We start from the raw sequence: 12,858 nt of genomic DNA, 5'->3' as shown, positions 1-12,858 counted from the left end.
TTTACAGGTGATTAGGCATTAGCTTATCTTTGCTCCATCGAGTCACCCAACAGGGCTCGACAGGGCCTCACAGCCTACCGCTCTTTGGTTTCACCCCTTGCCGGATCACCACCGGCCCAGATTCAAAGGCAGCGATGAACCGGCCTAAACGGTTCAGAGGGTTGGCAACTGACCCGGGCGTGCAGCGTAAAGCGCCAAGAACAGTTATCCAGCGGGAGAACAAGCCGAAAGGCCCGCGGCTGGAAGAACATTTGATTCAAGCCGGTGACCGACGCCAGTAGCGGGTTACCGCGGAAGTTTTCACTGATGCACCCAACTGCAGTTCGGTCGGGTGCATTGGGAAAACAACCGATCAAGCACGGAGCACCAAATGAACGAGCAAACACTTCAATCCATGCTGATGGATGGCGTAACCCGATTCACAGACAGCGCCAAGCCAGCCGAAATCATCGATAAACATGTGGAAAGCATGTTCACCGACATCATCAAAGACAATTTCCGCAGCTACAGCGACATGGGCAAGCTGGTCAGCCAGGCCATTAAAGATGCGCTGCCATCCAACGTGAGCGATCTGTTTGAGCTGACTCGCTACAACGACCTGATCGCTACCGCATTGAAAACACAGTGGGAGTCTTCAGGCGTTACAGGCGAAATGCTCCGTCGTTCGCAAGCAGCGATCGACGATGCGCTGAAAGACGACATCGTGCCGGAATTCGTAAACCTGAGCGATTTGTTGAATGCCTTCATCGAAGAAAACAAAGAGCGTGCAACCGACGAGCAATGGGAGAGCCCGCACATCACCATTCGTGAGGCTGAAAACGACTACATCGGCAGCAGCAAGCACATGCACATCTGCTTTGACCCACAGCCGGAAGAGCGCAGTTCGTCATCTCGATACTCCTCTGGTACCAAGCGCACCGAATGGGAGCTGGCAAATCGGATCAGCATCAGCGTCAAGGGCCAGAACGACCGGGGCTACGACTTCGGTGAGGTCTACAGCGCGAAGCTGGACGGCGCACCCATTGGCCGCAACTTCATGATTTACAAGAAGTGGGAAAAGCTCACTGCGGCCCTCTACTTCGGTGGTGCCAAGCTGGTGATCGATTGCGACGAGCACGATTTCAGTTATGGCCTGTACGACTGAACAACCAGCGCCATGACAGCCGGGAAAGACCGGCATCCCCCCTTCCCCACCTCTATTACGTCAGCACTCCTCCCCCGCGCCCATCGGCAACCAGCGGGAGGAATGAGTGTTGACGAATACAGGTGAACCAACGGAGGAAACGACATGGTGCTTCAAGTGGATGAGGTCGCGGTGACAGGCGGCTTCCGGATCATTGATACAGATCGTTGCCCGGCTTATCAGAGTGTCGCGATCGTGGCTCAGCGAGACGCGCACCCGGTGATTGCCGATTGCGAGATCACCCACGCCGAAGCGCTTTCCACCGCGAAGGCAATGGCGGCCTCTCGCGACCTGCTGGAGAGCCTGACAAATCTAGTCGGGCTGGCAAGGCTCGGCGCCGCGCACCTGGGCAATTACCACGCGGCCCTGGCCGACGCCGAATGCATCATCGCCAAGGCTACCGCCTAACCCCAAACACTGGAGGTCGCCATGAGCGATTGGATCAAGTGCAGCGACAGGCTGCCCGATCTGCCGAAGGGTGGCGGAAAGCACCACGCCATTGCCTACACCCCAGCGAAAAAGGCGCAACGGTTCGCCAATGGATCGAGCTTCCTCTATTGGAACGGCATCGATTGGCGCTATCCGGACGGATCACGCTTCGAGCATCGGGTAACCCATTGGCAACCGCACCTCATGCGACCCATCGAGTAATCACGCCTGGAGGCGACCATGCACCCTGACATCCAAATGCGCCGCGACATTGTCGACGGTCTGCATCAGCGCTCCCTTCTCGCCACTGCCGATTTCTACCGGCTGATTGATCGGCCAATGCCAGTGGTCACCTTCAGAATGACGGTGAAGCCTGCGGGCCGTGACTTCTACCATGTGGTAGATAGCCAGACAGGCAAGGTTATGGGCTTCCGCCGTCAACACAACGAAGCCTGCGCCCTCGCTCGGCGCCTGGAGACTCGCAATGCCAACCAGCTACGCGGATAGCGCCCAGGCAAGGGAATCCGACAGGCGCTGGGACTTGCCCGACTTCGGAAGGAAACAGCACGTCGATCTGTTTCACGAGTACACGGCTGATGATCTGGCCAAGCGCGAGGCGCGACGACTCAAGGAGCGGGCCAGCCTAAAACTACGCATCGGTCTGGCCATGGCTCAGATGGAGCTGGTCTGTCCGCCCATCGAGGTGAAGCATGGATCTTAAACAGCGAAACCACCAGACAGCCGTTCGCTGGATCGAAGGCGAAATCGAAAACCTAATTCTTGACTTGGGCAAGCCAAACGCCAGCGCGGCGGCCACATCGTGCGTAACCCTTGCTTTCATGCTTCGGGTTATAGACGAGAACGAACATCGTTACTTCCGCGCCCGCATCGACAAGATTTACGCCAACTACAACACCTCTACCGTTTCCGCCGCTTAACGGCGCCAACCCACCACAACACTTTCAATGCTGCGCCAGGCGCGGCGAGGGATCGTCATGTCCACAAATCCTAAAAAAGCACCTGCACAAGAATCGCGCGAAATGAGCGAAGCCGAAGATGCGCAAAAAGCTGTATCCCCTGCGGTCGCGGTCACCGACATCGCTGAATATCGGCCTCACGAAGAACAAATCGTTCGCCTGGAAACAACCTACGCGAAGCTGGTCGTTGACTGCTCGACGAGCGAAGGCTTGGCAAATGCGAAGGAGGTTCGCGTCGATATCCGCGACGTGCGCTATGCCCTGGCGAACACCACCAAGACGGCGCTGGTGCCATATCAGCAGAAGGTCAAAGAGGCGCAGGCCCGTGTCAATCAAGTCAAAGAGTTTGGCGAAACGCTTAGGGCTCGCGTCCTCGTACTTGAAGAGCCAATTGATGAAGCGATCAAGGCGGAGGAGAAGCGCGTCGCCGACGCTAAGGCCGAGAAAGAGCGCCTGGAGCAAGAGCGAATCGAAGCCATCCGGGCAAAAATTACCCGTTTCAGTTCTGTCGCTGCCGCATATGCAAGCCGCAGCGCCGCTGATGTTGCGAGCGTCCTGCAGAACGTCAAAGAGTCGGTAATCCTGCCAGAGGAATATGCCGAGTTCGAAGCGGAAGGCACCATCGCCCGGGACAACGCTATTGAGCAGCTTGAAACGCTGCACAGGGCTGCTGTCGAGCGTGAAGAGGCTGCCGCCAAGCTGGCAGCCCAGCAGAAAGAGCTCGACGAGTTGCGCGAGAAGCAAAGGATTGCCGATGAAAACGCAGAAAAGGAACGCCAACGGATCGCAGCAGAAGATCGCCAGCGCATTGCAGACCAGCAGGCAGAACTCAACCGGCAGCGCGAGCAACTGCAGCGCGATCAAGATGCCCAGCGTTTGAAGGACGAGCAGAACCAACGTGATCAGGAAGAACTGGCCCGCCTGCGCGCACAAGCTGCCGCGCCGGCTCCGGTCATTGCTACGGCTCCTGCGTCGATCGAAGCGAAGGCCGAGGTCGCACCAGTCATCTCACAGGCGACCAGAGCTGAACAGGACGATTTGACTACGTCCGCACCGGCAGTTGACGACATTGTCGAGGTTGTAGCACTGGGCTTTGACGTAGACCTCGAAACTGCTCTCGCCTGGCTTCGTGCCATCCGCTTCTAACCACCCTTTCCATCTGACGGCCAGCACAACCCATGCTGGCTACGGAGAGCGCTATGACCGACACAGACACTCAAGCACAAACCGGCCTCGCCACCTACCACGACCCATCGCACAACGCGGCAGCACTCATCCTCGACCCGGGCACCATGCGGTCGATGAGTGACCTCGCAATGATGATGTCGAAGGGAGTGACCACCGTCCCGAAACATCTCAAGGGTAACCAGGCCGACTGCATGGCGGTGGTGCTTCAAGCGATGCAGTGGCAGATGAATCCCTTCGCCGTTGCGCAGAAGACCTTCATCGTCAACGGTGGCGCGTTGAGCTATGAGGCGCAGCTCGTTAACGCAGTAATCATCGCCAAGGCGCCAGTCAAGAGTCGCCTTAACTTCGAATGGTTTGGCCCCTGGGAAAACGTCATCGGGAAAATGCGTGAAGTCACCAGCAAGACCAAAAAGGACGAGGACACCGGAGAGTTTAAAAAATACCGCGTTCCGGCCTGGAGCTTTGACGACGAAAAAGGTATCGGCGTTAAGGTTTGGGCGACCTTCCGGGGTGAAGACGAACCACGCACCCTTGAGCTTTTGCTGACTCAGGTCCGTACTCGCAACTCTACGCTTTGGGCGGAAGACCCAAAGCAGCAAATCGCGTACCTGGTCACTAAAAAGTGGGCCCGCCTCTTCTGCCCTGACGTCATCCTTGGCGTCTATACCCCTGATGAATTCGAAGACTCGTACGGTGGCGAGATCGACATTACTCCCGCTAAGCATGCTGCAAACACTGCTGCCGCTGCTGGCGTTTCGTTCGGCCCCAAATCCCCTTCACCAGAAATCGACGGTGTATTTGCAGACCTTCTGGTCGTCGCGAAGCAGCAAGACATCGAGGCCTATGCGGCAGCCTGGGCAGGTCTCAAGCCGAAGCAGCGCGCAGCAATCGGCCTGGAGTGCCACGAAGCCCTCAAAGCCATGGCGGCGACTGTCGATGCCGACTTTACAGATATGACCGGCCATAACGGCGACCAGTCCCAGGCAGAGGAGGCGGCATAGTGAGAACGGAACTTCAGGGCACAGAGAAGTGGCATGCGGACCGATCTGGCCGCGTGACAGCCAGCCGCTTCAAAGATGTGATGGCCTGGGGGAAGCCGGACAAAAACGGCAAACGAGTTCCGCAAGGCGCCCGCACCACCTATATGCACGAGCTGTGCTTTGAGCGCTTAGCAAGGCGCGCCAAGCACAGCGTCAGCAGCAAGTCGCTTGCGTGGGGGCATGAGCAAGAGAAGCCATCCCACGACGCATACGAGATGCTGACCGGCAACGTGGTGACCAAGTCAGGATTCATCGTTCACCCAAAGTACGACTGGCTTGGGTGCTCCCCTGACGGACTGATAGACATTGATGGCGGAATCGAATCGAAGAACCCCTTCAGCGAGGCGATTCACGTCAGGACCTGGCTTGAAGGCATGCCCGAGGAACACATGCCGCAAGTCCAGGGCTGCATGTTCGTGACGGGACGTAAGTGGTGGGACTTCCTGTCATTCGATTCTCGCCAGGACGACGAGTGCAAGCTCTACATCGAAACGATTTACCGCGACGAAGACTACATCGCCAACCTTCACAAAGAGCTGGTCCAGTTCAACTTGGAACTGAATCGCATGGTTGACGAGGTAGCAGACAGAGCTAGGGCACAAGCCCATCGTTTAGGAGCCTGATCATGATCAGCAACCACCTCAGCCTGGTCGAGCAGCACCGCCAGGACGCTTACTCGATATCGGAGCGTACGGCGGAGTTCTTGGCCGCTGGCGGGACAGTCGCGCAGTTGCCAAGCCCGCCACGCAAACCGCTGCCACCGCCCCGCTCCACCAAGATCGATCCCGAAACCATCCTCAAGCGCCGCAAGCCGCCAATCACGAGGGCTGAGCGTAACGCGCTGCGCAAACTAGCGGAGGCATTATGAGCAAACGCAAGGCGCACAACCTCAAAGCGCGCATTGACCGATCCTGCCGGTCGCTGCTGGCCGCCAACCACGTCGCAGTGGTGAACATCGACCCCAGTGGCCGACAGGGCATGATCAACTACAAATCGCTGAAGAACATCGCTCCAGGGAAGATTGGCCAGGCTGTCTGCGGCATCCCCCACCGCTGGACGATCTACCTCAGCGCCCTGTGTATCGACGCCCGCGGAGACCGCTACAGCAAGTCGGTAGAGATTGCGCCCGAGGGCAACTACTTCTCCGACCACTTGGAAGACGTAATAGAGCATTGCTACAAGAAGCTCCGCGACGAGGCCAATCAAAGCCAGATAGTGGCGTCGGGCTGGATCGCCATTCCCGAAGTGATGTCGCTGGACGAGGCGAACGCCGCACGGATCTTCGAAGCGGTCGGCGCCTGGCACCAGGTGAAGGTCGATTCATGCGCCGCATAGCCCGCACCCAGCAGCGCAAACGTCAAACCTGGCTCGCACTGCCGGCCAGCGGAATAGAAGAGGTAGGCCATGGCCGAGGAAGAGCAGCAGCCGACGGCGGAAGCCTTGAAGCAGCGTCGCAAGCGCGAGAAGGCAGCGGCGAAGGCCGCCGCCCTGGGCATCGAGAAGTTCACGGTTGAGGTTGCTGGCGTTTTCAAGAAGGACCTTCAGCGAGTCATGAAGGCCCACGGCATCAACAACCAGCAGGACGTTCACCAGCGGCTGCTGATGAATCTGATTGAGGCTGACTTCGAGACCCAGGGCAATATGCTTCGATGTGTCACGACACCTTACGAACCAAGCGAAAAGGTGTCGAGAGACTTTTACGAGAAGAGCATGGCCGAATTATCAGCAGACCCGGACGACGAAATAATAACGCCGGGCGTCTAAAGGAAATATACACCCTCTGGTTTGAACTCGCGGCGTATAGAGTGCGACTCAGATGGGCAGTCAGAATGGCCGACAAGCCCTTTCCAGAACTCATCATCAAACCAGTCTGATAGATAAAAATAACGACAGGCGTTAATCAAAGATCCTCGCTCCCACTCATATGCAGACCTTGCCGCCCCTCGAATACCGTAATGGATTTCAAGTTCGTAAAAGGAGATTTTTTCTTTTTCTAACCACTTGTTTTCCAAAAATTTTGCCAATTCAGAAACCTGCTCTTCGCCGATTTCGAACTGTTCCTTGTATGGTTCGTGCCAAGACGCGCCCTCATTCGCAATGGGGTAGACGCCATTGTCCCAAGCGTACGCGTAAGCGGGCGTGATGTTCTTTCCGGTGCGATCGCTCGTAAAGAGCGTGAGCAATTGGAATTTCTGAAGGTTGAAAAGCATTTCCGCAGTAGCTGACATTTTCTCTCCTTGATCCGGCCCCATGCCGATCACCCGTAATACCCCAACCCAAACCAAATTGCCACCACCGGTTACGGAGGACGGCGCCTACCTGAGGTAACCGCAATGCCCGTACTTCATAGTGCAATCCACAAGATCGATAAGAAGCCTGATGGCAGCCCGGCCGTTCTATTCCTTGGCGGCGCTGAGCAAGTGGAGAGCCAGGCCCGCGACGATCTGATGCACCAGTTCAACGAAAGCTACAACGCCACTGCCGGCAAGGGCTGGGGCCTCTTTCACCCTGAGTCAGGCGCTCACCCACTCAGCGGCTGGATCAACAAGTACCTGGCCAAGGGGGCCGACTTCCTCGAGTTCAGCACCATCGCTGTCGAGCACCTGGTCAAGCTCATGGAAGAGTCAAACCTCACCACCGGCGGGAACGCCCTCTTCTGCCACTACCAGCAAGGCCTGACCGAATACATGGTCATTGCGCTGGTGCAGGAAACCGAAGCGGTGACCATGACCGAGGAACTCAGCCTGCTGACGGTGAAGCGCCTGGACCTGGACCACATTCGCCTGGCCGCGCGCATCAACATCAGCGAGTGGCAGAGCAACCCGCGGTCGAAGCAGTACATCTCGTACCTCAAGGGCAAGCAGGGCCGGAAGCTCAACGATTATTTCCGCGACTTCATCGGCTGTCAGGAAGGTATCGACGGCCCGAGCGAAACCCGGACCTTGCTCAAGGCGTTCAGCGACTTTGTTGAAAGCGAGGATCTGCCAGAAGAGTCAGCACGCGAGAAGACCCAAGCGCTGGTCAGCTACTCCATGGCCCAGGCAAAACTGGGTGAGCCGATCACCCTTGGCGAACTGTCGGAGCTAATCGACGAAGATCAGCCGAAGAACTTCTATGACTTCATCAAGGCGAAGGACTACGGGCTTTCCGAAACCCTGCCGCCGGACAAGAAGACGCTTAACAAATTCCGGCGCTTCACCGGCCGCGCCGAAGGTATGTCGATCAGCTTCGAGGCGCACCTGCTGGGCGACAAGATCGAGTTCGACGAAGCAGGCGGCACCTTGGTCATAAAGGGGTTGCCAACCCAACTGACCGAACAGCTCAAGCGCGCCGCCAACTGACCGGCAAAATCAGAGCTTTTTGAACGTCAGCGTCGTGCTTTGTGGCGGGTAGATAGACATGCTGTCTCGTACCTCGTAGCTAGCGAGCACTTCTCCCGCCTCATTTATCTCATCGTAAAAGTCAATATCAGTATCGCGACCTTTACGCTGTTCCCGCTTTGAACTGGTGTGCTTGAGCTCATGCCCGTCAGGGATTCCAATCAGCTTGCGATGCTCTTCGCTCATAACCACTCCTTGATCCGGCTCCATGCCGGTCACCCGTAATACCCCATATCAACGAATCACGCCAGCCGGCGAGGATCCCCTATGCCCGATATCACCTACGGCTCTGTGTGCAGCGGCATCGAAGCCGCGACCCAGGCCTGGCACCCGCTGGGCATGCGCGCCGCCTGGTTCGCCGAGATTGAGCCGTTCCCTTCGGCGGTCCTGGCCCACCACTATCCCGACGTGCCGAACCACGGCGACATGACCAAGCTGGCCGCCCTGGTGCTGGCCGGCAAGATCCCGGCGCCGGACGTGCTGGTCGGCGGCACACCATGCCAGGCCTTCTCGGTCGCCGGTATGCGCGAAGGCCTCACCGACCCGCGCGGCGCCCTCACCATCAAGTACGTGGAGCTTGCAGATGCAGTTGACTATGTTCGCGCCGGCCAGCGAAAGCCCGCCAGCGTTATCGTCTGGGAAAACGTCCCCGGCGTCCTCAGCGACAAAGGGAACGCCTTCGGATGCTTTCTTGGCGCGCTTGCTGGGGAAGACTGCGAGCTGCAGCCTCCAGGGAAAAAATGGCAGGACGCTGGTTGTGTGTATGGACCCAAAAGAACAATCGCGTGGAGGATCTTGGACGCCCAATATTTCGGCCTGGCCCAACGACGCCGTCGTGTGTTCGTTGTCGCAAGTGCTCGTGACGCATTCGATCCCACCGAGGTACTTTTTGAGCGAGAAGGCGTGCGCCGGGATACTGCGCCGCGCCGAGGCGAGGGGCAGGACGTTACCGGAACAGCTCCTTTCGGCCCTGCGCTCCAGTGCGGAGAAGGATGCGAGTATGTCTTCCCCGAGCAGTTAGGCGCCTATGGCTGCCCGAACTGCGAAGGCGACTTCGGGCCAGCGGTATCGATGTTCGGCGGCATCCCGGCCTTCGGTGCCGGCCGCATGTCCGGTTCCATCGAGAAGGCTGGCACCCTCACCCACCATGAAGGCCGGAACGATCTGGACAGCGAGACGTTCTTTGTTCAGCCAGATGTCATCGGAGCCTTCACAAGTAACGCATACAGTGGCGGCGCAGGCGGAAGACCGGAGGGCGCAGCGGCAGGTCACTTTCTTGCGGTCGCAGGCGCACTACGCAGCACAGATGGCGGCGCCGATGTCGACCACGCCCAAGCTGGTCACTTGATCGCAGGCACACTCAACGCCAACGGAAAGGCCGCTGGCAGCGCCACTCAGCAGGATGCTGAATCGGGTCTGCTGGTGGTGCATGGCACGCAAGACCCTGGTGTCAGTGACAGTCTTGCCTTTGCCTTGGGCCGAAACAACGGAGCGGAAAATGCGTTGCTGGCCTTCTCCTGCAAGGATCACGGCGCTGATGCCGGGGTGATTGCGCCGACCCTGCGCGCAATGAATCACTCAGGCAGCCATGCAAACGCCGGCGGCCAGGTAGCTGTGTGCATCACTGGAGAAATCACTCACACGCTGAAAGCTGAGGGATTCGACGGTAGCGAGGATGGGACAGGTCGCGGGCAGCCGATTGTTGCGTGTCGAGAAGTGGCGCAGACGCTGACCTGCAACTACGGCAAACAGGTCGACAACACGGACTCAGCCCTGGGCCCCAACGTTGTGTCGCATACAAGCTCTGTGCGCCGACTCGTTCCTGTCGAGTGCGAACGACCCCAAGGCATGGCCGACAACTACACGCTGATCCCCTGGCGCGGCAAGCCTGCAAGCGAATGCCCAGACGGCCCCCGCTACAAGGCGATCGGCAACAGCAAGGCCGTCACCGTAGTTCGCTGGATCGGCCGGCGGCTTCTGCAGCAACTCAAAACCAGCCCGTACGGCGAATAACTTCTACAAGCTTGAGAATCGCTGTGACAAGCAGAACGAACTTCATAAATTTGTCGAACATGGTCTGAGCCTCTTTTTCAAGTCCGCCCAGTTTATGACGCGCTTATTGAAGTTCTCGCGGGTGAAACCTTGTAGAAGCCCCGACTACAACTACCTCTGAAATCTTTCCCCCATTGACCCCACTCCACCGCCCGGGCATGGCCCGGCAAGGACTCCCCATGCCTACAAAACAGAAAATCCCTGTCGTCTACGTGGCCGGCCCTTACCGCGCCACAACCCGCGAACTGATTGCCGAGAATATTGCCGTTGCCAGGTCGGTCGCGGTCGCCACCGCCCGTCTGTGCTGGTTCCCGCTCTGCCCGCACACCAACACCGCGCACTTCGATGACGACCTGCCAGGCCAAGACCAGTTCTTCCTAGACGGCACCCTGGCGCTGATGGAGCGGTGTGACGCGGTTGTCCTGATCAATGGCTGGCGATGCAGCGCCGGCACCCTGGGCGAGGTACACCGAGCCCGTGAACTGGGTATGCCGATCTTTGCCTGCCTGGAAGATCTGCCCACCGCCGAAGAGTTCGCTGGCATGACGGTCATGAGTGCCCATGATCTGGTAACGAGGGAGGCTGTATGAGCGAAGTGAAGCGCTGGAAGTTGAAAGGCTTCCTGCCCGGTGTTGAGGGTGAATGCAAGGCGGTTTTCCAGCCAACGGTAGTCATGGCCGAAGACTTCGACAACGCCACTCGCCTGTTTCTAGACGCGGCCGAACGCTGCGTAGCCTCGGAACGTCGGGAGAAGGAACTGCAACGGCGCCTGACCGCGGCGGATGAGCGGACGGATGTGCTTACCACTGCGCTGACCCGAATTCACGGTAGGGCTGAGGCATTCATTGACGATGGGATGCACATGCCAACTCCGTCTATCGAGGTGATTCGAGACATCGCGGCCAGGGCCGTGCCGATCACTAGCGATGCAGCAGAACCCCGATAGGAGTACATCCGTACTCCACCCGCAAAACCTGTAACCCCTCCCCCTTCAAAGTTAGCCGCTATAGCGGCAAGGACGAAGTCATGCCTGAAGAAATCAACAAAGCCTGGCTGGACCACTTCCGCTATATCGACACCATTGGCCCGGAAGGCCTGGAGGTGCACTGCATCACCTATCAGGTGATCGGCGAGACGGCGCAGTGTTTCTACATCGGCGATACCCATACGTGCGACCTGGTCAAAGGCCCGCAATACAGCTGGACCGCTGAGGCGGTGAAGAAACGCAGAAAGCGCGTGCTGAAAGACGGTGGCAACTGGGGCCGTCGATTCGCCTACACCGACAAGGCACTGGCACTGCGCTCTTACAAGGCACGCAAGGCCTGGCAGCTGCGACACGCTCGTCTGTCAATGGAGCGGGCCCAGGCGGCAATCGGGTACTTCGGCAACGCACAGGTCGAAAGCGCGATACCGGACGCAGCAGTCACCATCCCGAACGAATATATCCAAGGCTTGAACTGGGAGGACTATTGATGATCGCCACCCTCTGGTTCGCCTACGTCTTCATCTACAAGGGGCCAAGGCCATGAGCGACGTACCTATTGAGCCGCAGGACTACGTGTACGGCGTGAAGGTCGTGCAGATCGAAGATTTGCGCGTTGCCCGTGGCATGACGCGACGGCCGACAAGCTCCTGCCAGCACAAGAAACTGGTTTACGACGAGAAAGAGCGCCGCGTTTGGTGCAGCGACTGCGAATCAGAGGTCGAGCCCTTCGATGCATTCGTTGGCATTGTCGGGGTGTTCAGCGGCGGCATGAACTCGCTGAAGCGGCGACAGCGTGAATTGGCAGAGGCCGAAACTTTCCAGATGCGCAGCCGCGCCGCGAAAGTAATGGACGAGGCTTGGCGCAGCACAAAGATGGCACCGCTGTGCCCTCATTGCACGACCGCGATTCTCCCTGAAGACGTAGCCGGCGGAGTGGCCAGCACATCGAAAGCACTGGTCATCGCTGCCAGAAAACGAAAAGCAGCAGCAAAGCCCTAACCCCAATCCCCTACATGCCTGGCGGTGGGCGAAGTCACGGCAACTGACTATCGATCCATCGTTCAGCTGCCGCCATCGCTTCATCAAGCGCTGCCGGATAGTCAGGCCAAGGGCCTTCTAATTCTGCTGCAACCTCGCCCAGGCCATTGATGGCTGCTGACTCAATGATCTTTGCGCCAACAGGGCTCTCGTCGTTCGGGCGACTCCAGTCGAACTTGAGAAACATCACATAGCCCCGGTAAGCGTGCGCTATCGGTGCATCGAAGTTGTGTGACACGTCCATGCCTCATCACGAACTTAGTTGAACCCTTTTGTACACCGCTTCGGACCTGTTTGAAAGATAGGCAGAAAGCTATCACTCCATTCCCCTATATGCCGCCCCGCGCGGCTAGGACATACCCCATGCTTGCTATGAAACTCACCCTGACACTGCTGGGCGCTTTGCTGTACCTGGTCGGAACGCTCTACTGGTTCTTTTGGGCCGGGCCTGAACTTGTTGGCACGGGCACCACCGAGGCACTGCTCTACGCCTTCGCCGGCACATGTGCCTGGCTGCTGGTCAGCTTCGGCCTGGTCGTTCACATCATCAAGACAGCGCGACCCACTACTGGCGGCGGGAGGTAGA

Annotated in this window: 22 protein-coding genes; 19 read left to right on the top strand and 3 right to left on the bottom strand. The window is 58.3% G+C overall.

What is annotated here, in order from left to right:
• The first annotated feature begins 370 nt into the window (after positions 1–370).
• From BLU48_RS07540 to BLU48_RS07485, 12 genes are all read left to right on the top strand, one after another.
• A complete protein-coding gene (locus BLU48_RS07540) occupies positions 371–1,144 on the top strand; it encodes a hypothetical protein (RefSeq protein ID WP_057024368.1) in 774 nt (257 codons plus the stop codon).
• Positions 1,145–1,288: 144 nt separating this feature from the next.
• The gene (locus BLU48_RS07535) at positions 1,289–1,591 is read left to right on the top strand and encodes a hypothetical protein (protein ID WP_057024367.1); all 303 of its coding nucleotides are present in this window, start codon (positions 1,289–1,291) and stop codon (positions 1,589–1,591) included.
• Positions 1,592–1,612: 21 nt separating this feature from the next.
• Positions 1,613–1,834 (top strand): DUF551 domain-containing protein, encoded by a 222-nt coding sequence (locus BLU48_RS07530; RefSeq protein ID WP_057024366.1) that lies wholly within the window; start codon positions 1,613–1,615, stop codon positions 1,832–1,834.
• Between the two features lie 18 nt (positions 1,835–1,852).
• Complete coding sequence (locus BLU48_RS07525; protein ID WP_057024365.1) at positions 1,853–2,119, top strand: hypothetical protein; 267 nt, start codon at positions 1,853–1,855, stop codon at positions 2,117–2,119.
• Positions 2,097–2,333 (top strand): hypothetical protein, encoded by a 237-nt coding sequence (locus tag BLU48_RS07520; RefSeq protein ID WP_057024364.1) that lies wholly within the window; start codon positions 2,097–2,099, stop codon positions 2,331–2,333. The genes BLU48_RS07525 and BLU48_RS07520 overlap by 23 nt, the downstream gene beginning before the upstream one ends.
• The gene (locus BLU48_RS07515) at positions 2,323–2,550 is read left to right on the top strand and encodes a hypothetical protein (RefSeq protein WP_057024363.1); all 228 of its coding nucleotides are present in this window, start codon (positions 2,323–2,325) and stop codon (positions 2,548–2,550) included. Before BLU48_RS07520 ends, BLU48_RS07515 begins: the two co-directional genes overlap by 11 nt.
• 102 nt (positions 2,551–2,652) lie before the next feature.
• Entirely contained in the window at positions 2,653–3,735 is a 1,083-nt protein-coding gene (locus BLU48_RS07510; RefSeq protein ID WP_057024362.1) for a coiled-coil domain-containing protein, read from the top strand.
• A 53-nt stretch (positions 3,736–3,788) separates the two neighbouring features.
• Positions 3,789–4,778 (top strand): RecT family recombinase, encoded by a 990-nt coding sequence (locus tag BLU48_RS07505; protein WP_057024361.1) that lies wholly within the window; start codon positions 3,789–3,791, stop codon positions 4,776–4,778.
• A complete protein-coding gene (locus tag BLU48_RS07500) occupies positions 4,778–5,440 on the top strand; it encodes a lambda exonuclease family protein (RefSeq protein WP_057024360.1) in 663 nt (220 codons plus the stop codon). Before BLU48_RS07505 ends, BLU48_RS07500 begins: the two co-directional genes overlap by 1 nt.
• 2 nt (positions 5,441–5,442) lie before the next feature.
• Positions 5,443–5,685, top strand: a complete 243-nt coding sequence (locus BLU48_RS07495; protein WP_047882107.1) for a hypothetical protein — start codon at positions 5,443–5,445, stop codon at positions 5,683–5,685.
• Positions 5,682–6,152 (top strand): hypothetical protein, encoded by a 471-nt coding sequence (locus tag BLU48_RS07490; RefSeq protein ID WP_057024359.1) that lies wholly within the window; start codon positions 5,682–5,684, stop codon positions 6,150–6,152. The genes BLU48_RS07495 and BLU48_RS07490 overlap by 4 nt, the downstream gene beginning before the upstream one ends.
• A 69-nt stretch (positions 6,153–6,221) precedes the next feature.
• Positions 6,222–6,581, top strand: coding sequence for a hypothetical protein (locus BLU48_RS07485; RefSeq protein ID WP_057024358.1), 360 nt, complete (start codon positions 6,222–6,224; stop codon positions 6,579–6,581).
• Here the strand turns inward: BLU48_RS07485 and BLU48_RS07480 are convergent.
• Complete coding sequence (locus BLU48_RS07480) at positions 6,578–7,045, bottom strand: hypothetical protein (protein ID WP_057024357.1); 468 nt, start codon at positions 7,043–7,045, stop codon at positions 6,578–6,580. The two genes, BLU48_RS07485 and BLU48_RS07480, sit on opposite strands and share 4 nt — an antisense overlap.
• 105 nt (positions 7,046–7,150) lie before the next feature.
• On the opposite strand from BLU48_RS07480, the gene yejK reads away from it, so the two are divergent.
• Positions 7,151–8,158 carry a nucleoid-associated protein YejK gene (gene yejK, locus BLU48_RS07475; protein ID WP_057024356.1) on the top strand — a complete coding sequence of 336 codons (1,008 nt, stop codon included), beginning with the start codon at positions 7,151–7,153 and terminating at the stop codon, positions 8,156–8,158.
• A gap of 9 nt (positions 8,159–8,167) precedes the next feature.
• On the opposite strand, the gene BLU48_RS07470 is transcribed toward yejK, so the two are convergent.
• Positions 8,168–8,383 (bottom strand): hypothetical protein, encoded by a 216-nt coding sequence (locus tag BLU48_RS07470; RefSeq protein ID WP_057024355.1) that lies wholly within the window; start codon positions 8,381–8,383, stop codon positions 8,168–8,170.
• An 81-nt stretch (positions 8,384–8,464) separates the two neighbouring features.
• On the opposite strand from BLU48_RS07470, the gene BLU48_RS07465 reads away from it, so the two are divergent.
• The 5 genes from BLU48_RS07465 to BLU48_RS07445 all read left to right on the top strand — a co-directional run bounded on the left by BLU48_RS07465 (position 8,465) and on the right by BLU48_RS07445 (position 12,233).
• Positions 8,465–10,210 (top strand): DNA cytosine methyltransferase, encoded by a 1,746-nt coding sequence (locus BLU48_RS07465; RefSeq protein WP_057024354.1) that lies wholly within the window; start codon positions 8,465–8,467, stop codon positions 10,208–10,210.
• A 218-nt stretch (positions 10,211–10,428) separates the two neighbouring features.
• Positions 10,429–10,839: a DUF7768 domain-containing protein gene (locus tag BLU48_RS07460; RefSeq protein WP_057024353.1), complete on the top strand. Its 411-nt coding sequence runs from the start codon at positions 10,429–10,431 to the stop codon at positions 10,837–10,839.
• Positions 10,836–11,195: a hypothetical protein gene (locus BLU48_RS07455; RefSeq protein WP_057024352.1), complete on the top strand. Its 360-nt coding sequence runs from the start codon at positions 10,836–10,838 to the stop codon at positions 11,193–11,195. Before BLU48_RS07460 ends, BLU48_RS07455 begins: the two co-directional genes overlap by 4 nt.
• An 80-nt stretch (positions 11,196–11,275) precedes the next feature.
• Entirely contained in the window at positions 11,276–11,722 is a 447-nt protein-coding gene (locus BLU48_RS07450; RefSeq protein WP_057024351.1) for a hypothetical protein, read from the top strand.
• Positions 11,723–11,774: 52 nt separating this feature from the next.
• The gene (locus BLU48_RS07445) at positions 11,775–12,233 is read left to right on the top strand and encodes a hypothetical protein (RefSeq protein ID WP_057024350.1); all 459 of its coding nucleotides are present in this window, start codon (positions 11,775–11,777) and stop codon (positions 12,231–12,233) included.
• A gap of 34 nt (positions 12,234–12,267) precedes the next feature.
• Here BLU48_RS07445 and BLU48_RS07440 read toward each other — a convergent pair whose 3' ends face one another.
• Positions 12,268–12,516, bottom strand: coding sequence for a hypothetical protein (locus tag BLU48_RS07440; protein ID WP_231989022.1), 249 nt, complete (start codon positions 12,514–12,516; stop codon positions 12,268–12,270).
• A 119-nt stretch (positions 12,517–12,635) separates the two neighbouring features.
• Here BLU48_RS07440 and BLU48_RS07435 point away from each other — a divergent pair, with 119 nt between their 5' ends.
• A complete protein-coding gene (locus BLU48_RS07435; RefSeq protein ID WP_057024349.1) occupies positions 12,636–12,857 on the top strand; it encodes a hypothetical protein in 222 nt (73 codons plus the stop codon).
• Position 12,858 lies beyond the last annotated feature (1 nt).

Origin of the sequence: Pseudomonas synxantha, from assembly GCF_900105675.1 — a bacterium.
GTDB classification, from domain to species: Bacteria; Pseudomonadota; Gammaproteobacteria; order Pseudomonadales; family Pseudomonadaceae; genus Aquipseudomonas; species Aquipseudomonas synxantha.
The sequence above is the reverse complement of the archived record's forward strand: the minus strand, read 5'-3'. Positions and strand labels throughout refer to the sequence as shown.